Source organism: Paenibacillus brevis (genome assembly GCF_018919145.1).
GTDB lineage: Bacteria > Bacillota > Bacilli > Paenibacillales > Paenibacillaceae > Fontibacillus > Fontibacillus brevis.
Map to the genome: position 1 here is coordinate 193609 of NZ_JAHLQJ010000002.1, position 22137 is coordinate 215745.

Consider the following 22137-nt stretch of genomic DNA (forward strand, 5'->3'; position numbering starts at 1 on the left):
AAAATGAATATGATTAATGTCACGGAAATAGTCGCCAAACCAAACGTTTGGTGACTATTTTTATATTAAATGTGCTACAATGTTAACTGGGTTGTTTATGTTTAGGAATGTACAAATTTTCACTAACTTACAAAAGGAGAATGAACATGTCAGAGATGATTACCGATGTGAACTCGGCTCAAGAGGCGTTGGACACCGCAGACACTGCAGGTTCTGCAGCTCAGGCTACACCGCAGGCGCTCCTGGAGCAATTGCTTAAACCAGAGACCCAGAATTCGCTTACGGCACTAATTGAACAATTGCCTAAATTGACAGAAATGATGAGCACCTTGACCCAGTCCTATGACTTCGTCAAGACACTTGCTAATGACGCGACCTTTAAAAGCGATATGGTCGGAGCGATCGCGGAGATCGGCGGGCCGGTGAAGGAATCCGCAAAGGCTATTGCCGCTAATGTCATCGAGGCGAAGGATCGTGCAGAGGCCAGTCAGGAGACGATCGGCATGTTCGGCTTGCTCAAGCTGTTGAAGGATCCGGAGGCACAGCGTCTGTTCCGTTTTGTTCAGGCTTATCTTCAAGTATCCGGCGAGAAGCGCGGACAATAATACATCAATTGTGAGAAAGGAGTCTTCCAGATGTCTAAGCATATTTTAATTCTTGGCGCCGGTTACGGCGGTGTATTGAGCGCGCTTAGCGTTCGCAAATATTTGAGCAAGCAGGAAGCCAGAGTCACAGTGGTGAACCAATTTCCCACCCATCAGATTATCACCGAGCTGCATCGGCTTGCAGCAGGCAGTGTGAAGGAACGTGCGGTTGCTCTTCCGCTGGAGAAGCTGTTCAAGGGGAAGGATATCGACCTGAGAGTGGCAAAGGTAGAGAGATTCTCTGTTGAGAACAAGGAAGTTAAGCTGAGTGACGGTACACTTTTGTCCTATGATGCGCTGGTCGTTGGTTTGGGCAGTGTGACAGCCTATTTCGGAATTCCAGGACTGGAGCAATACAGCATGGTGTTGAAATCTGCGGAGGATGCGGAGCGCATTCACCGGCATGTGGAAGCCAAGCTTGCTGAATATGCCAAGTCCAAAAATCCTGCCGATGGCACGATTTTGATTGGCGGCGGCGGCTTGACGGGTGTTGAACTGGTCGGTGAAATTGCCGATAAACTGCCGGAGATGACGCAAAAGTACGGAATCAATCCTTCGGAAATCCGCCTGTTGCTGGTTGAAGCGGGTCCTAAGATTTTGCCAGTACTTCCCGACAATCTGATCGAACGGGCTACCTCCAGTCTGGAGAGCCGGGGGGTTACCTTCTTGACTGGTTTGCCAGTCACCAATGTGGAAGGGAACACGATCGAGTTAAAGGATGGGCAGAAAATCGTGGCTAACACCTTCGTCTGGACAGGCGGCGTTCAGGGCAATCCGCTCATTAGCGAGTGCGGTCTGGAAGTGAACCGTGGCCGGGCGACGGTCAATGAGTATTTGCAGTCCACTTCGCATAGCGACGTATTTGTCGCCGGAGACAGCGCAGTTGTCTTCGCCCCGGACGGACGGCCATACCCTCCGACAGCCCAAATCGCTTGGCAAATGGGCGAGTTAATCGGCTATAACCTGTCTGCGCTTCTGAAGGGCGGACATATGGAGACCTTCCATCCGGTCAATTCAGGCACCTTGGCCAGCTTGGGCCGTAAGGATGCAGTAGCTACGGTCGGAGCTAGCAATAGCCAGCTGCGCGGCATGCCAGCCAGCCTTATGAAGGAAGCGAGCAACATCCGCTATCTGAGCCACATCAAAGCCTTGGATTCACTTGCGTATTAATTGAATTAGCTTAAAAAAAGCAGCCCCTGCCGAAACCCGCTTTTTGATGCGGGCCTCCCGGCAGGGGCTGCTTTACTTTAACATAAGTTGAACAAAAGCAGAGCATAGGTAAAGGGCATAAGTTCATACGTTGCCCTGCACGAATGATTATTTGGTCAACTTTACAATTCTAGATAACGCCTTGGGCGACCATAATGTCGGCAACCTTCAGGAAACCGGCGATGTTGGAGCCGACAACGAGATTGCCGGGGTGGCCATATTGCTCGGCTGCCTGGACACTATTGTTATAAATGTTCTTCATGATCTGCTTCAGCTTGTCATCCACTTCTTCAAAGCTCCAGGCGAGACGTGCGCTGTTCTGGGACATTTCAAGCGCGGATACAGCTACGCCGCCTGCATTGGCAGCCTTGGCGGGTCCGAAGTAAACTCCGTTTTGAAGATAGATGTCAATAGCCTCAAGCGTAGAAGGCATGTTTGCGCCTTCAGCAACATATTTCACGCCGCCTTCAACCAGCTTTCGTGCCGATTCAGCGTTGATTTCATTTTGCGTAGCGCAAGGAAGTGCGATATCGCACGGGATACTCCAGATTTGATCGCATCCTTCGAAGTATTCCGCAGTAGGATGAATATTCACATATTCCTTGATCCGTTTGCGGTCCACTTCTTTCAGGCGCTTTACGGTATCCAGTTGAATGCCGTTCTTGTCATAGATATAACCGTTGGAGTCACTGCAGGCAATGACGGTTGCGCCAAGCTGTTGTGCCTTCTCAATGGCATAGATGGAGACATTCCCTGAGCCCGATACAACAACCCGTTTGCCTTCGAAGCTGTCACCCTTGGAAGCGAGCATTTCATTGGCAAAATACACAAGACCGTAACCGGTAGCTTCGGTCCGGGCAAGGCTTCCGCCGTACAGCAGGCCTTTTCCGGTCAAGACGCCGGCTTCGTTGCCGCCGCGGATCCGCTTGTATTGCCCGAACATATAGCCGATTTCACGGGCACCAACGCCGATGTCGCCGGCCGGTACGTCGATGTCAGGACCGATATATTTGGACAGCTCTGTCATGAAGCTTTGGGTGAATCTCATGACTTCCAGATCGGATTTGCCCTTAGGATCGAAGTCGGAGCCTCCCTTGCCGCCGCCGATTGGCAAGCCGGTCAAGGAGTTTTTGAAAATTTGCTCAAACCCGAGAAATTTAATGATGCTGGCGTTAACGGACGGATGGAAGCGAAGTCCTCCCTTGTAAGGTCCGATAGCACTGCTGAACTGGACCCGGAAGCCGCGGTTGACTTGAACCTTTCCTTGGTCATCGACCCATGGCACGCGGAACGTAATCAGTCTTTCCGGTTCAACAATGCGTTCCAGAATGGCATGCTCCTTGTACTTCGGATTTTGGACAAACACAGGAACAAGAGAGTCGAGGATTTCTTTTATCGCTTGGTGAAATTCACTTTCACCAGGATTCCGTTTCTTCACTGCCTCATAAACCTCATTCACATATGCTTGTGCTGCTTCAAGCTCTTGGGCTGTACTCGTTGTAATCGTCATGGTCGTTCTCCACCTTTCACTTTGCCGTAAATCACACCGGTTCTCAGGGTTCCAGTTGTACATGATTTCACGATATTTATTACTTCCATTGTAATGTCTATGTAAAGTATAAACAAAGCCTTATTGAGATCAAGTTGATGAGTTTTTGAGATCAACTTTACAGAGGATGTAAGGTTATTCCAAAATAAAAAACCGGATGACGTCGGGGGAAAGTCTCCGACATCATCCGGTTGCTGCTCGATGATGAGCAATATGCGTATTACAAGGTATTCCAGTTCACAATTTGCTCCAGCGGCAAGCGTACTGTAGGATGGGCTGGCTTGGCTGCTTTGCCTACAGCTATCAGCAGAATAGGCCTCAAGGTGTCAGGGAGCTGGAATTCCTGCGAGAATTTCTCGGGGTTGAACCCTCCCATAGGCACCGTATCATAGCCTTTGGATTTTGCAATGAGCATGAACTGCATGCTAATCAGACCGGCATCAAAAGTATTGATGTTATGCAGGCGTTCGGCTGGCAAAGAACCATACGTATTCTCGAGACGATCTACAAAAGCCGCCTTGGTAGCCTCATCCATATATCCTCCTGCTACAGCCTTGGAATAAATGGCATCTGCCTTCTCAAAGGATTTCAAATCTCCAAGCACGGCAACAATTGCGGAGGCATCTATAACCTGCTGCTGATTGTTGGCGATCGGGAGCAGCTTCTCTTTTAATTGAGGGTCGTCGATGACGAGGAAGCGCCATGGCTGCAGATTCGACGAGGAAGGAGCCAAGGTGGAAAGCTCGAGCATATCGTTCAGCTCTTCTCTCGGAATGGAGACAGATTTATCATAATGACGTACAGAATGCCGCTCGCGAAGCAGCGTATAGAAATCATTCAAATTGATGTTAGTTTGAGTTGACATTGGGGCAAACCTCCTGAGAACATGAAATGAGAAACATCGATAGTATATAATTTAACTGTAACTTTATCAACTACAGTTAATTCCTGACTTGAGATTCCTGGGAAGAGAGGATAGGCTAGAGATATTAGCACGCTTATTATAACCTGAGGGAGATGAATTCATGGAGCTGCAGATTGGAATTGTAGGTACAGGATGGTTTAGCAAGGTTCATGGTGATATATTGGCAGCGATGGATGGGGTGACGGTAGCTGCAGTATGCGGGACAAGCCTGCCCAAAGCGGAGTCGCTTGCTTCCAGATATGAGGGCTCGAAGGGTTATGATAATTTGGCGGATATGCTGGATAGCGTCAAGCTGGATGCGGTATATCTGTGTATTCCTCCTCATGCGCACGGGACAATTGAGGCCGAGTTGATTGACCGCGGCATCCCGTTTCTCGTAGAGAAGCCGCTCGGGGCGGAACTGGATACCCTCTCGATATTTATTCCAGACTTCAAGCAAGCTCCCAGCCGCTGATTCACTCTGTAGGGTATCATCTCCGTTATAAGGCACTGACGATTAAGCTTAAGGAAATCCTTGAAGGAAAGACGGTTGGCATGGCTCTTGGTTGCTGGATGGGCGATATGCCGCAAGTAGCCTGGTGGAGAGAGCAGAGCGGCTCGGGCGGTCAGTTCATCGAGCAGACGACCCACATTGTGGACTTGCTCAGATATACTGCCGGAGAAGTTGAGGAGGTATACGCCTCTTATGCGAACCGGGTGGTACATGAGCAGTATGAAGGAGTCAGTGTGGCGGATGTAGGTACGGTTACGTTGAAGCTGAAGGGCGGGGCCGTGGCGAATATCTCCAATACCTGTGTTTTGCCTGCGGGCGTTGGAGAGGTGGGGCTCAGCCTCTATACCGATCAGGGAATCCTGTCATGGAGCCCGGATGTTCTGGAGGTGTCACTGTCCGGAGAGAAGAGCAGTTTCCGAATTGAGGACAATCCATACAGAACAGAAAGTGAAGCCTTCATACATGCGCTGCGTACAGGCGATACTTCAGGGATTCGCTCCGACTATGGCGACGCACTGAAGACACAGTGGGTAACCTGTGCGGCCTTGGAGTCGGCCAGAACCGGAAAGCCGGTGCAAATCAACAACCTCTAAGTACGTGTTCATAAGGTGCTGCCTCTATAATATCTGCAATAAAACTGAAGGTGTCCTGAAGTCATCATAAATGACCAGGACACCTTCTTCTGTATATTTACCACTGGATATCATAATTGACAAAGTAGGTGTCTTCACTTTCGGTAACCGCGATATTCCCGCCCAGCAGCTTCACGATCTGCATCAATGGGCCGGCAAGACGGCCTTGTACGATAACAGCAGGAGCATCAAGGTTGACTGCTTCGCCGTTCAGGGTAGCGATTGGACTGTCAGCGGTCAGAATGAGTGTGTTGCTGCCCCGCTGAAGCGTTGCCTGCTTGGTGTCGTTGTCATAAGCGAATGCCGTGTCCGTGCCTTCTGCGAAGTCCTTGACAGCAACCCGTACCTGATCCTTCGAGGTTGTAGGAATCTGGACAAAGGAAGCTTCCTGGCCTTCTACCGTAAGTGTAAGTGAGAATATCGGACCATTCTCATTGATCACAAGCGTCTCGGCCTGGTGCTCCAGCTTGCTGGCCAGCTCATCCACATTTTCAGCCGTAATCCGATGGGTTCCGGCAGCAATTTGTTCAACGATCCATTGGTTGATGGCACCGGTATGGTGGGATAGGTCCTTGAAGTTTTCCAAATGATAAGTCACACTCTCATCACTCTGAAAATCAAAGAGCGTCACATTTTCCATAGACCCTAACTTCTCCAGCATATACTTCTTTATTTCCAATTGATTATAGAAGCGCTGCGGGTTGAGTTTGTACCACACCTGCTGGCGAATTACCGAATAAGGCGGATAATAAATCTTGAATTCAACCTCAGGGTGCGCCTTGATCAGACTGAGAACATTTTCGTCAAAACGCTGCTTAGCCAGTTCATAATCCGGCTCGCTCTCACCGGAGGTCTGCTCATAGTTCCAAGCTTCTATCCACTTGGCAAGCACCTTCTTAGATCCGTAAGTGGCATAGGAATCCCAGTTATTGAGCCGGTCAAGGTTCCGGTACTGGGGGTACTTGTCCTTCGGCAGCAGAAGGGCGCCGAAAGCATGCTTGATATTGGATATATTAAAAATATACTTATAGTCGTTAAATACATTGTCATCATACAGATAGAACGGGAAGCTCTCGGCATCCCGGACATTATTATCCCGGACGGTGAAATAGTCAAATCCCCATAGCACTGTCTTGACTTGGCCGGTACCAAAGGCAAGTTCTGCAATCATCCGCTGCTCGATGGAGGTAGAGCCTTCGATGGATAATTTCAGCACTTTTCCGCCAAGCGCTTCCTCTACCTTGGAGGGAATGAAGTTTTCCGTCATGGAGCTGCCGAGGATGATGGTGTCGTATTCATAGTTCTTGGCCAGTCCGGGATTCTGATAACGCTGCTCCCCTGAATATAGCGGCTCATACGCTGCTTTGTGATAGAACTGAAGCGGATCGACAGTGATCATGAAGCCGCCCACTGCACCTGCAAAGACCAGAACGAAGGCCAGGAATGAGAGGATAAACCGAATGTTCTTCAAGAAGATAATCTCCTTTTCCTAGAAGGTAAAGTATAAAAACTCGCTGACTTGGTTGAAGTACAGCACGGAGAATACGAACAAGAATGCGATATATACAGCGTGCTTCCAGGTAGGCTTGAACTTGCGTGCCATTTGCATGGAGTTGCGTGCGAACACCGCTACAAGGAAGGCTGCCGCGATCAGCAGAACGTTACCTGCCAGATCCAGCGACAGGGTCAGACCGAGATCCCGGAAATTCACCATGCCTTTGAGAACCTTGATGGCATCGTCAAAGGTTAGAGCGCGGAAGAACACCCAAGTAAAATTGATGAACATGAAGGTGATGAACCAGCCGCCCCAGCGAGGAATCTTTATGCCGGTTTTTTGCCACAAGCGCTGAATGACCTGGGCCGCCCCGTGAAGAAGCCCCCACAGGATGAATGTCCATCCGGCGCCATGCCAAATGCCGCCGATGACAAAGGTGGCAACCAGGTTAAAGTAGGTCCGGAAGATCCCCTTGCGGTTACCGCCCATCGGAATATAAATGTAGTCCTTCAGGAACCGGCTGAGCGTCATGTGCCAGCGTGCCCAGAAATCCTTGATGCTGACAGCCTTGTAAGGCGAATTAAAGTTAATCGGCAGCTTGATATTAAAGAGCAGGGCAATCCCGATCGCCATATCCGAATAGCCGCTAAAGTCGAAGTAGAGCTGGAGCGTATAAGACAGCGAAGTGACCCAGCCGCCAATGAAGGTCAGGTAATTGGCAGTATCGAAGCCTTGTGTCGCAATCGGCGCAAGTGTATCGGCAATGACAACCTTTTTGAACAGACCGATACAGAAGATGAACAAGCCCCGCGCTACATTGCCCGGAAGGATTCTTTTTCCGCGCTTGCGGTCGAATTGCGGCATCATCTCCCGGTGATGAAGAATCGGTCCGGCAATTAAATGCGGATAGAAGGTAACGAACAGAACATAATTAACGACGTCATATTCCTTTGCTTTCCCCCGGTAAGCATCGACCAGATAAGCAATCTGGGTAAAGGTAAAGAAGCTGATCCCGAGCGGAAGCGCCAGATGCAGCAGACTAATATGGGCGTCCGTTAATGCATTAACGTTCGTGATGAGGAAGTCTGCATATTTGTAATATCCCAGCAGCAGCAGGTCCCCGACAATTGCAAGAGTTAGAAGAAGCTTGCGTGACCCCTGTTTCTTGGCGTGGCTGATGCTTCTTCCCATAATATAGTTAAACGCGATCGAGCCGAGCATGAGCGGCAGCGATTTAATGCTCCACCAAGAGTAGAAGAATAGGGAGGCCAAAGCAAGCCATAGTTTGCCGAATAAGGGCGGGCAAAAGCGGTTGAGCAGAAAATAGACAATAAAGGTAACGGGCCAGAAGGCAAATATGAATTCATACGAGTTAAACAGCACGTCCTGTGTACCCCTTTGCAAGATAGAAGTTTTTAACCAAATACTAAAATCATACAGTAATTCGGCCTATTCCACAATGTCGAAACATCTACGGTTACAGGAAATAACCAAAAAGGAAGCCTGCCGTCAGGCAGGCCAAGAGAGAAAGCAATATATAAAAATTAGGAGGAAACACAAGTCTGGGGTTCATGCTCATCAATGGAAAAATAATAATATGATGACTGGAGCGGCTACCAGGGTAAACAAGCCTGCTACAATCATGGAAATACTGGAGATGGTGCCCGTTAAGGAACTGAACTCGAAGGCTTTGGAGGTGCCTGTGCCGTGGGCGCTTGTTCCAAACAAGACACCCCGGGCAATTTCGCCCTCAATTCGAAACAGCTTCGCAACGAGCGGGCCAAGCGTGACTCCGAGCAGTCCGGTCATAATGACGAAGACGGCAGTAATATTCGGCACGCCGCCGATCATCTCGGAGATGTTCATGGCAATAGGTGTGGTAACTGAGCGAGGAATCAGACTCGTAATCAGTTCACTATCCAGATGCATCCACTTGGCCAGGATGGCCGAGGAGAGCATCGCAACGACCGAACCGCTTAATACGCTGGCCAGGATCTCGACCATATGTTTTTTCAGCACATCAAAATATTTATACAACGGGACCGCGAACGCAATGGTCGCTGGCTGCAGCAGGAAGCTCAGCCATTTGCCCCCGGAATGGTAGGTCTCATAAGGAATCTGGGTCCAGATCAATCCAATCACAAGGGTAAGCGGCGTGATCAGGAGCGGAGACAGATAGACCCTTGGATGAATCCGGTACAGATGCTTGGAGAGCACATAGACGACAAGAGTTATGGCAAGACAGATCAGTCCAGGGAACATGTTGTCTTCTGCTCCTTTCTTCTGCTGATTCGCGTGGCGATCAGTCCGGAGCTGACCATGACAATCACGGTGCTCGAGAGGACAACGATCAGAATCCGGACGCCGTCACTCTTGAGCATCGGAATATATTCCATAATTCCGACTGCGGCCGGAATGAAGAACAGTAGCAGTTCGGCAAGCAACCAGCTTGCTCCGGCCTCGACCCAGTCGAGCTTAACAATATTCAGCTTAAGCAGAAGAAATAATACAATGATGCCGAGTATCGTGCCGGGAATCGGAAGGTGAAGCCATCGGGCCAGCGCATTCATCGCCAGAGTGAACAGAATGAGGACAATAACTTGCAGCACGATTTTTGCAGCGATGCGAATGACATTCATCTTGGCCGATCCCTTCCTGCTAGCATTTGATAATGGAAATTTTACAGTATTAATTTTCATGAGTAAAATGAATAAAACGAATGATAATCATTCCATTTGTCTATACATATTAAATTGTGGAGGAACGGTATGGATATTAAGCAAATGCAGTACCTCATTGAGGTTGCCAGGCATAGAAGCTTCACGCGGGCCGCAGAAGCGCTGTATATTACTCAGCCGACCATTAGCAAGACGGTGAAAGGACTGGAGGATGAGCTTGGGGTGGTGCTGTTTGAGCGGATCGGCAAAAAAATTGTACTGACCGATGCGGGTCAGCTTATTGTCTCCAAGGCGCAGCAAATTGTGACTGAATATCACAATATGGCCGCGGAGCTGGATGATCTCAGAAATATGAAGCGAGGGCATTTGCGGATCGGCTTGCCTCCCATGGTGGGAGCCAGCTTCTTCCCAAACGTGATTGGCAAATTCCATGAGCGCTATCCGAAGATTACGATTCAGCTATTTGAGGATGGGGCCAAAAAGGTGGAATCCAATGTCGTGGAGGGCGTGCTGGATGCGGGCGTTGCGGTGCTGCCCACCCTGCAGGAGGGCTTGGCCAGCTTTCCATTCGTGGAAGAAAGACTTCATCTCGTGCTTCCGCCTGAACACCATTTATCCGGCCGGGATCAGGTTCATCTGAAGGAGCTGGCAGAGGATGACTTTGTCCTATTCAGGAAGGACTTTACCCTGCACGACCGGATTATTGCAACCTGCGCACAGATAGGGTTCCAGCCTCGCATCGTCTATGAAAGCTCGCAATGGGATTTGATTAGCGAGATGGTTGCAGTAGGACTTGGAATTACGCTGCTGCCGGAGACGATCTGCCGGGAAATTGACGATGAGCGGGTTCGGATCGTTCCCCTGAATCCCGTAATTCCCTGGAAATTGGGTATAGTATGGAGGGAAGATCGTTATTTGTCATTTGCCACAAGAGAGTGGATTCAGTTTGCCAGAGAGATGCTTGTCACTTCAATCGATTACAGGGGAGAAGCTTAACAGCATAAATCCGCTAAATGTTCATATTTATCCCATCTTGGACCTATGCACTCCCCTTTTGATTTATTATAATTACGACTTGTGAAAGAAAATACAATGAAAGAATTAGGGGATAAACTCAAAATGAGTATATTTAGAAAAAAGTCGATTACCGAGATGCTGCAGGAGAAGGCGGCAAGCAGTGCGAAGGGCATGAAGAAGGAGCTGGGCGTCTTTGACTTGACGATGCTGGGCGTTGGCTGTGTGGTCGGGACCGGAATCTTCGTGTTAACGGGAGTTGCGGCTGCGAATCATGCGGGGCCAGGCTTGATCCTGTCCTTCCTGCTTGCGGGCATTGTTTGCGCCTTTTGTGCGCTTTGCTATGCGGAATTCGCCTCCATGGTTCCGGTATCTGGAAGTGCATATACTTACAGCTACGCTACGTTCGGAGAGATTTTTGCCTGGGTGCTGGGATGGGATTTAATTCTGGAATATGGCTTTGCTGCGTCCATGGTGGCAAGTGGTTGGTCCGGGTATTTTCAAGGCTTGCTGTCCGGGCTTGGGCTGGACCTGCCCAAGGCAATCAGCAGCGCATTTAATCCCGCCGCCGGCACCTATTTCGATCTGCCGGCCGTGTTAATTGTCCTGTTGCTTACCTTCGTGGTATCCAGAGGAGCCAAGGAATCGACACGATTAAATGCGATCATGGTCGTTGTCAAAATAGCGGTCATCATCCTCTTTATTATTGTGGGTGTCTTTTATGTGAAGCCGTCCAATTGGACCCCGTTTATGCCGTTTGGGTTTAGCGGAGTCGTGACCGGCGCTGCGACTGCCTTTCTGTCCTATATCGGCTTCGATGTGGTTGCAACGGCCGCTGAGGAAGTACGAAATCCGCAAAAGGATTTGCCTCAAGGCATTCTTTGGTCACTGGCGGTATGCTCCTTGCTCTATATCCTGGTTACCGCCGTATTGACCGGCATGGTTCCATATCATCTTCTTGATGTCAAAAATCCGGTTGCCTTTGCGTTGCAGTATATTCATCAAGATTGGGTGGCCGGGTTTATTTCCCTTGGTGCTATTGTCGGCATCACGACGGTATTATTTGTTCTCTTATTTGGACAGACCCGTCTGTTCTTTGCGATCGGCCGGGATGGCTTGCTGCCAAAAAAATTATCCAAAGTGAACCCCAAATCAGGCGCACCGGAATTCAGCACCTGGGTGACCGGGGTGATTGTGGCCCTCTTTGCCGGCTTGATCCCGCTCAATAGGCTCGCAGATTTGGTTAGTATCGGGACTTTATTTGCCTTCATCTCCGTATCGGTGGGAATTATCATCCTGCGCAAGACGCGAGCCGACCTGGAACGATCCTTCAGAGTACCGCTCGTGCCCTTTATTCCGATTATTGCCGCCTTAACCTGCGGATACTTGCTGATCAGCCTTCCGCGGATCACGTGGATTGCATTTCTGATCTGGATGGCAATTGGCTTATGCGTTTACTTCTTCTATGGATATAAGCACAGTCTCTTGGCCAAAGACAAAGGAAACTCTTGATTCATGTATATTCCGTACGCAAAATGAAGAAATTAAGGCGGAGCTTGCACATCTACAATGAAGGAGAGATTCCCTCATGCTGGAAAGGTTCGCCTTGATATCGGCTATATTGAGCTGTACGTTGCTCATTCAGCCGGCGGCAGCAGTTGCCTCTTGCTTGCCTGCAATACCTGTCAGCCTCAATGAGGTTGAACAGACAGCTTCTGCCTCCGAGAACCAGCCCTATCATTTCGGCTTCAAGCGAAGTGTGAATGGTCAGCTTCCCTCCATTAATGAAGAAGGCTTCAAGACGATTGTTGATCGCTATGATGCTGTTTTTACGGGGGATACCAGCCGTAAGGAGTTGTTCCTTACCTTTGATAACGGCTACGAGAATGGATATACAGCGCCAATTCTGGATGTACTAAAAGCCAAGAAGGTTCCCGCAGCCTTTTTTGTGACAGGACATTATGTGAAGGACCAGCCGGAGCTGGTGAAGCGTATGGCGGAAGAGGGGCATATCGTCGGTAACCACTCCTGGAGTCATCCGGATATGACCACCCTCGCCGACGGGAAGATCAAGGAGGAGCTGGATCGGGTTAAAGCAGCGGCTTCCCCACTGACAGGGACGGATCAAATGCGGTACTTGCGCCCGCCTCGCGGCATCTTCAGCGAGCATGTGCTCAGAGTTACGAAAGAGCTGGGCTATACGAACGTATTCTGGTCACTGGCCTACAAGGATTGGGACGTCAATGATCAAAAGGGAGCCTCGTACGCTTATCATAAGGTCATCGCCCAGCTTCACCCGGGAGCGGTGCTGCTGCTGCACTCTGTATCCAGGGATAACGCGGAGGCCCTATCATCCATCATTGATGAAGCCAGACGCCAGGGTTATGAATTTAAAACGCTGGATGAATTATCACTGAAGAGGAAGGCCGGATTCGGCACACCATAATAAGACAGGGAGCAGTGCCAGAGGTGATGATTTCACCGGCGCAGCAAGGCTCCCTGTCTTATTTTTTTGATATCAGGACGTATAAACTTCTGAGTATTTGCTTGACAATCATCAAGCGGGCTCCTATAATTAGGTCTGCTAATAAATAGGTTACCTAACTATTAAATATCTTAAACAATAAGAAAAGAAGGTGATCAGGTGGACAGGATCAAGGATCTCCAGACCCGCCGTCTGATGGAGATACTCAGAAGATTCGGGAGAGCCGATTGGCGTAACTTCGAGACGGGGGGCCTCAAGCCAAGTGAGATCAGAATACTGTTTGCTGTCCAGTCAGGATGCTCTGAACAGCCGGAGGGGGTTACGGTATCGGAGATTAGCAGCTTTCTGCAGATCAGTTCTCCGACAGTGACACCGTTAATCAAGAGTCTGGAAACGCAGGGACTTGTGCATCGTTACAATGATCAGGATGATCGGCGTGTAGTGCGTGTCAGATTGACGGAGGAAGGAAGCAGGTTCACCAAGAAAGCAAGGGAATCGCGGCTCCGGCGCTTTCAGGAATTAAAGGACTTCTTGGGTGAAGAGCGCAGTGAGGAATTTATCGATACGCTTGAAATGATCTATCAATTTATGGAACGGAAGCATGTGAAGCCAGAGAAAGAGTAACGCTATATAAGTTGAACTTTAAAAGTTACGTAGAAAGGGGCATATACGTAGAAAGGGGCATAAGTGTGAAGTGTTACAAGCTTTCTGTAAGAAAGCTACTTCGAAAGCATAGAGCGTAAGCGTTCGCCTTTGTGAGTGGATTTCTACTGTATAATATCTTAGTTCAATTAAGAGAAATCCGGCGATCAACAGTGATCGTAAGAACACTTCACACATTGCCCCCAGAACGTAAAATTCAGTAGTTGAACTTATATAGATACGATCAGAGATTTTATCGAGAAAGTGGAGCTGATAGGAATGATGAAGCTGCTTCAACATTTGAAGCCATACCGCTGGCTTGTAGCAGCCGTATTGGTTCTGGTATTTTTCCAGACCTTGACGGAGCTGTATTTGCCGACATTGATGTCTGATATTGTGGACACCGGGGTCGTAAATGGAGATACCGAATATATCTGGAAGGTGGGCGGCGTTATGCTGCTTGTCGCACTGGGCGGAATGATTTGCTCTGTCGGCTCAAGCCTTTTCTCCGCGAAGGCGGCCTCCGGCTTTGGGAGAACGCTCCGCGGGAAGGTATTCGGTCATGTATCCAACTTTTCGTTGGAGGAATTCGATAAGGTCGGGACAGCTTCATTGATTACCCGTACGACCAACGATATTACCCAGGTCCAGCAAGTGCTGATCATGATGCTTCGTATGATGATTATGGCACCGATGATGTGCATCGGCGGAATTATTATGGCTGTCTCAAAGGATGCGACGCTGTCGCTGACCTTGATTGTCATTATGCCGGTGCTTGCGCTGGCGATTTTTCTGATCGCGAGAAAAGGGTTGCCGCTGTTCAAGGCGATCCAGAAGAAGATTGACCGTCTGAACCTGGTGCTCCGCGAGGAGTTGACAGGGATTCGGGTCATTCGCGCCTTTAACCGCATGGGACATGAGCAGAAGCGGTTCGATCAAGCGAACCGGGATCTGACGGACACGGCGATCCGCGTCAATAAGATTATGGCGCTGATGATGCCGCTGATGATGCTGGTTATGAATGTCTCCTCTATTGCGATCATCTGGTTCGGGGGATTAAGAATTGATTCAGGACACATGGAGGTCGGCGATCTTATGGCCTTCCTGCAGTATGCCATGCAAATTCTGTTCTCATTAATTATGGTATCCATGATGTTCGTCATGATTCCGCGCGCCCAGGCCTCTGCAGTCCGGATCAGAGAGGTGCTGGACATGGAACCGGTGATTAAGGATGCGGCTTCAAGAGCTTCTGCTGGTGCACTGAAGGGATACGTCGAGTTCGATAATGTCACCTTCAGCTATCCGGGAGCCGAACAGCCCGCCATTCAGAACATCTCCTTCAGTGCCAAGCCGGGTGAGGTTACGGCGATCATTGGAGGAACCGGGTCCGGTAAATCAACATTAATCAGCCTGATCCCGCGCTTCTATGATGTAGACAGCGGAAGGGTCATGGTTGACGGCATAGACGTTAGAGAGCTCTCCCAGGAGGAACTGCGCTCGAAGATCGGCTTTGTTCCTCAGCAGGCGGTGTTGTTTACCGGTACGATTGCAGAGAACATTCGTTACGGAAAAGAAGATGCCAGCGACGAGGAGATTCGCCGCGCTGCAGAGGTAGCTCAAGCATCGGGCTTTATTACCGAGATGGAGCAAGGCTATGAATCCATCATTGCCCAGGGCGGATCGAATGTATCGGGAGGCCAGAAGCAGCGGCTATCCATCGCCAGAGCGCTTGTGCGCGGAGCGGAGGTATACATCTTTGACGATAGCTTCTCCGCACTGGATTTCAAGACGGATGCGAAGCTGCGCGCGGCCTTGAAGAACGAAACTCGAGAATCGACGGTGATTATCGTGGCCCAGCGGGTAAGCACCGTGCTGGATGCCGACCGGATTATCGTGCTGAACGAGAGCCAGGTTGCCGGTATCGGTACGCATGCCGAGCTGATGGAATCATGTGAAGTCTACCGCGAGATTGTATATTCCCAGCTGTCGGAGGAGGAGATTGCATGAGTCAGAATAACAGACACCAGCCATCCGCACAGCGAGGACGAGGTCCAAGACCGGGCGGTCCCCATGGAGGACCGGGAATGGGAATGCCGGTTGAGAAGGCAAAGGATTTCAAGGGTACCCTGAAGCGGTTGATCCGTTATTTGCGGCCGCATAAGGTACAATTGATTGCTGTGCTTGTCATGGCGATTATCAGTACGATTTTCAGCATTGTCAGCCCGAAAATTATGGGAAAGGCAACCACCAAGCTGTTTGAAGGCATTATGGCAAAATTTCAGGGAGTACCTGATGCTACGATTGATTTCCAATATATATGGCATATCATTCTGATTCTGCTGGCCTTCTATGTATTAAGCGCATTGTTCAGCTACTTTCAGCAGTTCCTGATGGCAGGAGTTGCACAGAAGACCGTCTATGACCTGCGGCGCGAGGTCAATGATAAGCTGTCCCGGCTTCCATTGAAATACTACGATGCCAGAACACATGGGGAGACACTAAGCCGGGTGACGAATGATGTGGACAACATCAGCTCCACCTTGCAACAGAGTCTGACTCAATTGATCACCTCCATCCTGACGTTGATCGGTGTTCTGGTCATGATGCTGACCATTAGCCCGCTCCTGACATTGATTGCGGTACTTACCCTGCCGGTCAGCATTGTGGCGATCAGTTCCTTCGCCAAGCGTTCGCAGAAGCAGTTCGTGCGCCAGCAGGCTGAGTTGGGGAAATTGAATGGTCACGTTGAAGAAATGTATACCGGCCACAAGGTCATTAAAGTGTTTGGAAGAGAGAAGAAATCGCTGGAACAATTTGATGAGATTAACGGCCGATTGTATGAAGCAGGCTGGAAGGCGCAATTTATCTCAGGGATGATCATGCCGATCATGGGCTTCATCGGGAATATCGGTTATGTGCTCGTTGCAGTTGTAGGCGGGATATTGGTCACGAAGCAGTCGATTACAATCGGGGATGTGCAAGCCTTTATCCAGTATTCAAGACAATTTACGCAGCCGATTACCCAGACAGCGAATATCGCCAACATTATCCAATCTACGGTGGCTTCGGCAGAGCGTGTATTTGAAATTCTGGATGAAGAGGAAGAAGTGCAAGAGGCTGCCAAGCCTATCTCGCTGCCTGAACCGCAAGGGCGCGTAGCATTCGAGCATGTGAAGTTTGGTTATGAAGGCAAGCAGCCGCTGATCCCGGATATGAACATTGAAGTCAGCCCGGGCCAGATGGTGGCAATCGTTGGTCCGACGGGTGCCGGGAAGACAACCCTGATCAATCTGCTCATGCGTTTCTACGAATTGAATGACGGGGCAATTACGATTGATGGCGTGAATATTACGGAGATGAAACGCGGGGAATTGCGTTCGCTGTTCGGCATGGTGCTCCAGGATACATGGCTCTTTAACGGAACCATTCGCGATAATATTGCATATGGGCGCGAAGGGGCGACAGAGGCGGAAGTCATCCGCGCAGCCAAGACAGCGCATGCAGATCACTTTATCCGTACACTTCCGGGAGGCTATGACACGATTCTGAATGAAGAAGCCTCGAATATTTCGCAAGGGCAGAAGCAACTCCTGACCATTGCCCGCGCAATTTTGGCTGATCCGGCGGTGCTTATTCTGGATGAAGCAACCAGCAGCGTCGATACCCGGACCGAGGTCTATATCCAGAAGGCCATGAACGAATTAATGAAGGGCAGAACGAGCTTTGTTATCGCTCACCGCCTGTCCACCATTAAGGATGCTGATCTGATCCTGGTCATGAATCATGGTTCCGTGATCGAACAAGGCAATCATGAAGAGCTTCTGGCTAAAGGCGGCTTCTATGCTGACCTCTACAATAGCCAGTTCTCCAAAGGCGGCTTCGATCAGGAAGTTGGTTAATAGCAAACCTCATCATCTAAGAGCCATGTGCCTCTGGCCATGGCTCTTTTTTACTACAACCCTCAAATTTCGACATTTTTCTCCGATATTTTATTAGCAAGCAACTAGACCTACAGGAGGCATTATATGACAGCTTTATCGACTCAGGAAGAACTGTACTATCAAGATTTTCGCAAGAGGAACCGGCTGCTATGTATCATTTTTACCGCTCTGACGGTCCTGTCCACCTTCAGTGTGGTCGGATTAAGCGGAGAGGCTGGAGTCAGGGTCGGCATTATAGCCCCCTACATCCTGATCTGTATTTTTATTTGGTGGGCTCATAAGTTCAGACGATTCGAAAAATGGATACCGGTCATTGTGATCTGGGCGATTTTTTTGATCACTGTAGAGCTGATCATCCAGACAGGAGGGAGTATCGGCAACTCGATCACGGCATTCTTTCTGCTCAGCCTCGGCGTGATTCATCATCGGCGCCATATCGCCTGGAGTGCGTTGTCCGCAGGACTGGGCGTCATTATCTTTAATTTTATAATGACAGCGGACAGAACGGACGTCCTTGCCGATTCGTTTGCAGTATTATTCTATTTCGTCCTTATTTCCTCCTTCTTGGCTACCCAATCCAAATATGGCCGTGAAATGATGGAATCATTGGTTGGATACAGTAAGGAATCCAATGAATCGCTTCATAAGGAATATGAACGGGAAAAAATGATAAAGTCGGCTACGCTGACCATTTCCGAGACTCTAGGCGAGATTCGGACGATGGGCCATGATAATCAGCAAGCCTTCAGGGAAATGAATACAGCCTTCCAGGAAATGACCAGCGGCTCGGCGGTTCAAGCCGAGACCATCGCGAATATTTCGGAGCAGATGTATGCTTCCAATCAGAAAATAACCGAGATGCTTGGCTCGCTCACCAGGCTCGTAGGCTCCGTGGCGGCTACGAAGGATGCCTCTGAGACGGGAGCGGAAGTTGTGGAGGGCCTGACCCGGACGATTGATCAATTCCATCTGAACATGGATGAAATGAAGCAGGATATTCAGGCATTGATTGTGAATATCCATCGAATTGACGAGCTGACCAGCTCTATTCAGGAGATTGCAAGCCAGACCGGGTTGCTGTCGCTCAATGCCAGTATTGAAGCAGCCCGTGCAGGCGAGCAGGGGCGGGGCTTTGAGGTGGTAGCTAATGAGATTCGCAAGCTTGCCGAGTTGACGAATGATTCCGCAAAGCAAATCACGGACAATATCGGGCAGGCCACACGGCAAGCCGATCTCTCGCAGGTTCGTCTGAACGAAAATGTAACCAGCATGCAGCAGAGCCTGGAGCTTGTTGAGCAGACCAGACGTAACTTTCAGGTGATCGATAGCTACGTATCGGAGCTGTCGGAGGACGCGGAGTCAATCTCCTCGAAGGTTGGAGGAGTCAAGAACGCCAGTGAATATGTGGAGCAGGCAGTGAATGACTTTGTTGCTGTCATTCAACAATCCTCGGCAACGCTGGAAGAACTGCTTGCAACAGTCGATAGCCTTACCTCGCAAAATGAGCCGATGGTCCAGCGGATCGAAGAGACCGACCAGGCAGTGAAGCAATTGATCGTCATGGAGAGGTAATCGCAGAAGAGGGTGTCCAAATCATCGGCAGATGACCGGGACACCCTCTTCAACGTAAACTATGCGATTAAGCGCTTATGAGCAGATTCTCTATTTATTCGCGAAGCTATTGAATCACGATCTCGCCAGCAAGTAGACTCCGAACAGGATAACCGCCACTCCGGCAGCCTTCGAAGCGGTTATTGATTCGTGAAAGAGAAAATAAGCCGGGATCATAGCGAGCACATAAGCAAAGGCCTGCATAGGATAGGCGACGCTTAACGGCAGCCGGGTAAGCACGGCGAACCACAGAACGGTAGCCACGGCATAGAGCATAATTCCGCCGAGAACGGCCGGTGAAGTAACCAGCTTCCCCCAATTCAGGCCGCCGGTGCGGGCGAGACCAACTTTGAATAATACTTGTCCAGTAACCAGAAGCACAATATTTCCTAATAAAAGAAGGTAGCTAATCATTCTGTCCATGCAGCGAATCGCGCTCCTTGAGAATCGTCAACTCCTGAGTCAGACGCAGCACTTGGGCGGTCAGCTTGGTTAAGACGATGGTTAGATGAAGAATAATCGTGAAGCAGAACAGCAGTCCGAACAGAAACAGAATGGCGGGAGCGTATTTCACGCCGAACCGGTTCGCGATCCATTCGATGAACGATATATTAAGCGATACAGTGACAAGAACCACACTGAACAGAATCCACAGCAAGGAGTACTGCTCTCTAAGCTTCTGCCTGCGAACCAGCTCCAGAACGAGCATGAGGAACGAGAAGGCCAGTATAATCGACAAGGCATAGATACTCATGACCGGGACACCGCCGATCTGCTGTAACGCATCGCGCTCATCAATACCGCTAAAGTAACTTTTACCATATAATAGACCGATTTCCAAGGGGTAATCGAGGAACGCCCCGCCTTCCGCCGATGCATCTCTGTGGATACCTCAGCTATCCGGCAGCCGCTTCGCTTCAGATAGACGATGGACTCTACCTCCGGATAATCTATAGGATAGTAGCGGGCATACAGGTCAATCGCTTTACGTCCCGCTGCACGGAACCCGCTTGTCGTATCGGTGAACCGCTGTCCCGTGACGAGTGTAACTAGCCCCGAGAAGAAAAGCATGCCTAGCCGCCGCATCCGCGAGGAGCGGTAGGAAGTGGTCTCCGTATACCGCGACCCGATCACGAGATCATAAGCCCCGATTTCGGCAATCAGCTTCGGCAGTTCCTTGGCTGGATGCTGTCCGTCGGCATCCATTTGGATGGCGACATCATACCCCATTCGCTGGGCATAGATGTAACCTGTCTGCATGCCGCCGCCAATTCCCACGTTGTACGGAAGCGTGAGCACACGGGCGCCCGCAGCTTCGGCAAGCTGCTCGGTTCTGTCGCGTGAGCCGTCATTAACAACGACAATATCCGCATCCGGCACATGCTGCCGAATATCTGCAATGACCGAGGAGATGCTGGCTTCCTCATTATATGCCGGGATGATAATCAGGATTTTCATGATGAAGAAGTCCTCCTTCTATCGGTCTTGAGAGACGGTGTTTGACGATACGCCAGAATTCCATCGATCAATCCGGCTGCGAACAGGATCAATAGGGCCATATTGGGATAGCCATAGCGGCCAAAAGCCACGAACGGCATATAAATAACGGTAAAATAGCCCAACGCAAGCCAGAGCGGGAGCAGCCGAAGGAAACCCCGTTTGAACATGGCCCAAGCGATCCCCGCCATGTTACCGAGCATCAGCAGAATCTGAAGGGCAGCCATGATCGGACGGGTTATCGGCCAGATCGGCCGGGAATAGAAGGGGTGGAAATACAGCTCGATCCATCTTCCCAGCGTGAGCCAATAGATATACTTCAGCGGTTCATGACGCAGTCCGTAAGAGAGAATGTCCAGGCCCTTTTGCACAGCTGTATGATCTGCCCCTTGGAACAGAGTCTCCGGCGAATACCGAGGATACTCCTCAAAGAATCCGGGAGGCGGAAGCTGTCCATAGATTCGGGTTCCAAGCAAGAACGGGCTCCCTCCGGAGTTCGTGAACGTAATCCATTCGTGAAAGGTGAGCCAATTACGAATCCACCATGGGCATAACAGCAAGACATACACGCCCGTCATCACAGACAAATACTTGACGGCTTGCCGCCAGGAGAGCTTGTCTACATACCAGATTACTAGAAAAACAGCGGGGTAGAGGGAGGCATGCGGCTTAAAATAGGCAGCGGCTGCCGTCAAAATACCGATTAAGACATAGAGCCAGGTTCGGTTCTTCTCCCGTGCAATCAAGGTTACGCAGACCAGTAGCAGCAGCAGCGTCCGAAACGTACCCTCAGATAGAATCACTCCCGAGGCGAAGTAATCCGGCATATAAAAGGCGCTGATAATGGCTGCAATCAAGCCGGCCCTTGGCGAGAACACTTTGCGTCCAATAAAATAGATCAGATAAATTGAAAAGGCCTGAAGCAAGCATTGGTACAGGCGGAAGGCAATTACACCGCCCTGCTCTTGGCCGAATACGGCCATGAAGCCGCCCAGCAGAACAGGCATGCCCGGCATAATGAATGCGGAAGGGCGCTCCTTCGTGTTATAGGCCAGAACGCCCTCATTGAGCAGCAATCGGGCGCTCTGGATATATTTCACGTCATCGTTATTCGGCTGAACCGGGTCTCCCAGCAGAAAATAATCGTGATACATAAGTACAATAATGCAGGACAGAGCACCGACTAAGGCGATCAAACCTGCGAGAAGCCGCCTGTGGCTGCGGCTGGTCTCTGTGGTTGGAAGCAACAGGTCTCAACTCCTTACAGTTCTCTTTGTTTTATTTCCTGTATATTCCATTATAACATGTCCTATCCATTTTTA

Annotated in this window: 21 protein-coding genes; 11 read left to right on the forward strand and 10 right to left on the reverse strand. The window is 49.9% G+C overall.

The annotated features are described in order from the left end of the window. Window positions 1-146 precede the first annotated feature (146 nt). The gene (locus tag KQJ23_RS03055; protein WP_249529465.1) at window positions 147-605 is read left to right on the forward strand and encodes a DUF1641 domain-containing protein; all 459 of its coding nucleotides are present in this window, start codon (window positions 147-149) and stop codon (window positions 603-605) included. A 30-nt stretch (window positions 606-635) separates the two neighbouring features. Further along, a complete protein-coding gene (locus tag KQJ23_RS03060) occupies window positions 636-1814 on the forward strand; it encodes an NAD(P)/FAD-dependent oxidoreductase (RefSeq protein ID WP_216477208.1) in 1179 nt (392 codons plus the stop codon). Window positions 1815-1983: 169 nt separating this feature from the next. Here KQJ23_RS03060 and gdhA read toward each other — a convergent pair whose 3' ends face one another. Further along, window positions 1984-3363, reverse strand: a complete 1380-nt coding sequence (gene gdhA / locus KQJ23_RS03065; RefSeq protein WP_216477209.1) for an NADP-specific glutamate dehydrogenase — start codon at window positions 3361-3363, stop codon at window positions 1984-1986. Between the two features lie 259 nt (window positions 3364-3622). After that, window positions 3623-4267, reverse strand: a complete 645-nt coding sequence (locus KQJ23_RS03070; protein ID WP_216477210.1) for a nitroreductase family protein — start codon at window positions 4265-4267, stop codon at window positions 3623-3625. 160 nt (window positions 4268-4427) lie between these two features. On the opposite strand from KQJ23_RS03070, the gene KQJ23_RS24070 reads away from it, so the two are divergent. Next, window positions 4428-4781: a Gfo/Idh/MocA family protein gene (locus KQJ23_RS24070; RefSeq protein ID WP_346779334.1), complete on the forward strand. Its 354-nt coding sequence runs from the start codon at window positions 4428-4430 to the stop codon at window positions 4779-4781. Window positions 4782-4879: 98 nt separating this feature from the next. Continuing rightward, entirely contained in the window at window positions 4880-5413 is a 534-nt protein-coding gene (locus KQJ23_RS24075) for a Gfo/Idh/MocA family protein (protein WP_346779335.1), read from the forward strand. A 97-nt stretch (window positions 5414-5510) separates the two neighbouring features. On the opposite strand, the gene KQJ23_RS03080 is transcribed toward KQJ23_RS24075, so the two are convergent. The 4 genes from KQJ23_RS03080 to KQJ23_RS03095 all read right to left on the reverse strand — a co-directional run bounded on the left by KQJ23_RS03080 (window position 5511) and on the right by KQJ23_RS03095 (window position 9586). After that, entirely contained in the window at window positions 5511-6923 is a 1413-nt protein-coding gene (locus tag KQJ23_RS03080) for a copper amine oxidase N-terminal domain-containing protein (RefSeq protein WP_216477211.1), read from the reverse strand. A gap of 18 nt (window positions 6924-6941) precedes the next feature. Continuing rightward, complete coding sequence (locus KQJ23_RS03085; RefSeq protein WP_216477212.1) at window positions 6942-8330, reverse strand: MBOAT family O-acyltransferase; 1389 nt, start codon at window positions 8328-8330, stop codon at window positions 6942-6944. 195 nt (window positions 8331-8525) lie between these two features. Further along, on the reverse strand, window positions 8526-9209 hold the full coding sequence (locus tag KQJ23_RS03090) for a CidB/LrgB family autolysis modulator (protein WP_216477213.1): 684 nt from the start codon (window positions 9207-9209) through the stop codon (window positions 8526-8528). Next, window positions 9194-9586: a CidA/LrgA family protein gene (locus tag KQJ23_RS03095; protein WP_216477214.1), complete on the reverse strand. Its 393-nt coding sequence runs from the start codon at window positions 9584-9586 to the stop codon at window positions 9194-9196. The genes KQJ23_RS03090 and KQJ23_RS03095 overlap by 16 nt, the downstream gene beginning before the upstream one ends. A gap of 129 nt (window positions 9587-9715) precedes the next feature. Here KQJ23_RS03095 and cidR point away from each other — a divergent pair, with 129 nt between their 5' ends. From cidR to KQJ23_RS03130, 7 genes are all read left to right on the forward strand, one after another. After that, entirely contained in the window at window positions 9716-10621 is a 906-nt protein-coding gene (gene cidR, locus KQJ23_RS03100) for a cidABC operon transcriptional activator CidR (RefSeq protein WP_216477215.1), read from the forward strand. A 123-nt stretch (window positions 10622-10744) separates the two neighbouring features. Further along, the gene (bcaP, locus tag KQJ23_RS03105) at window positions 10745-12151 is read left to right on the forward strand and encodes a branched-chain amino acid transporter BcaP (protein ID WP_216477216.1); all 1407 of its coding nucleotides are present in this window, start codon (window positions 10745-10747) and stop codon (window positions 12149-12151) included. 76 nt (window positions 12152-12227) lie between these two features. Next, the gene (pdaA, locus tag KQJ23_RS03110) at window positions 12228-13085 is read left to right on the forward strand and encodes a delta-lactam-biosynthetic de-N-acetylase (protein ID WP_216477217.1); all 858 of its coding nucleotides are present in this window, start codon (window positions 12228-12230) and stop codon (window positions 13083-13085) included. Window positions 13086-13283: 198 nt separating this feature from the next. Continuing rightward, the gene (locus tag KQJ23_RS03115) at window positions 13284-13748 is read left to right on the forward strand and encodes a MarR family winged helix-turn-helix transcriptional regulator (protein ID WP_216477218.1); all 465 of its coding nucleotides are present in this window, start codon (window positions 13284-13286) and stop codon (window positions 13746-13748) included. Between the two features lie 297 nt (window positions 13749-14045). Beyond that, complete coding sequence (locus KQJ23_RS03120; protein ID WP_216477219.1) at window positions 14046-15773, forward strand: ABC transporter ATP-binding protein; 1728 nt, start codon at window positions 14046-14048, stop codon at window positions 15771-15773. Further along, window positions 15770-17665: an ABC transporter ATP-binding protein gene (locus tag KQJ23_RS03125; RefSeq protein ID WP_216477220.1), complete on the forward strand. Its 1896-nt coding sequence runs from the start codon at window positions 15770-15772 to the stop codon at window positions 17663-17665. Before KQJ23_RS03120 ends, KQJ23_RS03125 begins: the two co-directional genes overlap by 4 nt. A gap of 126 nt (window positions 17666-17791) precedes the next feature. Continuing rightward, window positions 17792-19279 (forward strand): methyl-accepting chemotaxis protein, encoded by a 1488-nt coding sequence (locus KQJ23_RS03130; protein WP_216477221.1) that lies wholly within the window; start codon window positions 17792-17794, stop codon window positions 19277-19279. A gap of 114 nt (window positions 19280-19393) precedes the next feature. On the opposite strand, the gene KQJ23_RS03135 is transcribed toward KQJ23_RS03130, so the two are convergent. The 4 genes from KQJ23_RS03135 to KQJ23_RS03150 are packed head-to-tail and all read right to left on the reverse strand — an operon-like array spanning window position 19394 to window position 22062. After that, on the reverse strand, window positions 19394-19741 hold the full coding sequence (locus tag KQJ23_RS03135) for an EamA family transporter (RefSeq protein ID WP_216477222.1): 348 nt from the start codon (window positions 19739-19741) through the stop codon (window positions 19394-19396). Then, the gene (locus tag KQJ23_RS03140) at window positions 19725-20072 is read right to left on the reverse strand and encodes a DUF2304 domain-containing protein (RefSeq protein ID WP_216477223.1); all 348 of its coding nucleotides are present in this window, start codon (window positions 20070-20072) and stop codon (window positions 19725-19727) included. The genes KQJ23_RS03135 and KQJ23_RS03140 overlap by 17 nt, the downstream gene beginning before the upstream one ends. Continuing rightward, entirely contained in the window at window positions 20069-20776 is a 708-nt protein-coding gene (locus KQJ23_RS03145) for a glycosyltransferase family 2 protein (RefSeq protein ID WP_216477224.1), read from the reverse strand. The genes KQJ23_RS03140 and KQJ23_RS03145 overlap by 4 nt, the downstream gene beginning before the upstream one ends. Next, window positions 20773-22062: an ArnT family glycosyltransferase gene (locus tag KQJ23_RS03150; protein WP_249529466.1), complete on the reverse strand. Its 1290-nt coding sequence runs from the start codon at window positions 22060-22062 to the stop codon at window positions 20773-20775. The genes KQJ23_RS03145 and KQJ23_RS03150 overlap by 4 nt, the downstream gene beginning before the upstream one ends. Between the last annotated feature and the right edge of the window lie 75 nt (window positions 22063-22137).

Excerpts from the sequence above, each read along its gene's own strand:
- KQJ23_RS03055 (WP_249529465.1), top strand. The coding sequence starts at position 147 with ATGTCAGAGATGATTACCGATGTGAACTCGGCTCAAGAGGCGTTGGAC.
- KQJ23_RS03060 (WP_216477208.1), top strand. The coding sequence starts at position 636 with ATGTCTAAGCATATTTTAATTCTTGGCGCCGGTTACGGCGGTGTATTG.
- gdhA (WP_216477209.1), bottom strand. The coding sequence starts at position 3,363 with ATGACGATTACAACGAGTACAGCCCAAGAGCTTGAAGCAGCACAAGCA.
- KQJ23_RS03070 (WP_216477210.1), bottom strand. The coding sequence starts at position 4,267 with ATGTCAACTCAAACTAACATCAATTTGAATGATTTCTATACGCTGCTT.
- KQJ23_RS24070 (WP_346779334.1), top strand. The coding sequence starts at position 4,428 with ATGGAGCTGCAGATTGGAATTGTAGGTACAGGATGGTTTAGCAAGGTT.
- KQJ23_RS24075 (WP_346779335.1), top strand. The coding sequence starts at position 4,880 with ATGGGCGATATGCCGCAAGTAGCCTGGTGGAGAGAGCAGAGCGGCTCG.
- KQJ23_RS03090 (WP_216477213.1), bottom strand. The coding sequence starts at position 9,209 with ATGTTCCCTGGACTGATCTGTCTTGCCATAACTCTTGTCGTCTATGTG.
- KQJ23_RS03095 (WP_216477214.1), bottom strand. The coding sequence starts at position 9,586 with ATGAATGTCATTCGCATCGCTGCAAAAATCGTGCTGCAAGTTATTGTC.
- cidR (WP_216477215.1), top strand. The coding sequence starts at position 9,716 with ATGGATATTAAGCAAATGCAGTACCTCATTGAGGTTGCCAGGCATAGA.
- bcaP (WP_216477216.1), top strand. The coding sequence starts at position 10,745 with ATGAGTATATTTAGAAAAAAGTCGATTACCGAGATGCTGCAGGAGAAG.
- pdaA (WP_216477217.1), top strand. The coding sequence starts at position 12,228 with ATGCTGGAAAGGTTCGCCTTGATATCGGCTATATTGAGCTGTACGTTG.
- KQJ23_RS03120 (WP_216477219.1), top strand. The coding sequence starts at position 14,046 with ATGATGAAGCTGCTTCAACATTTGAAGCCATACCGCTGGCTTGTAGCA.
- KQJ23_RS03125 (WP_216477220.1), top strand. The coding sequence starts at position 15,770 with ATGAGTCAGAATAACAGACACCAGCCATCCGCACAGCGAGGACGAGGT.
- KQJ23_RS03130 (WP_216477221.1), top strand. The coding sequence starts at position 17,792 with ATGACAGCTTTATCGACTCAGGAAGAACTGTACTATCAAGATTTTCGC.
- KQJ23_RS03135 (WP_216477222.1), bottom strand. The coding sequence starts at position 19,741 with ATGGACAGAATGATTAGCTACCTTCTTTTATTAGGAAATATTGTGCTT.
- KQJ23_RS03140 (WP_216477223.1), bottom strand. The coding sequence starts at position 20,072 with ATGAGTATCTATGCCTTGTCGATTATACTGGCCTTCTCGTTCCTCATG.
- KQJ23_RS03145 (WP_216477224.1), bottom strand. The coding sequence starts at position 20,776 with ATGAAAATCCTGATTATCATCCCGGCATATAATGAGGAAGCCAGCATC.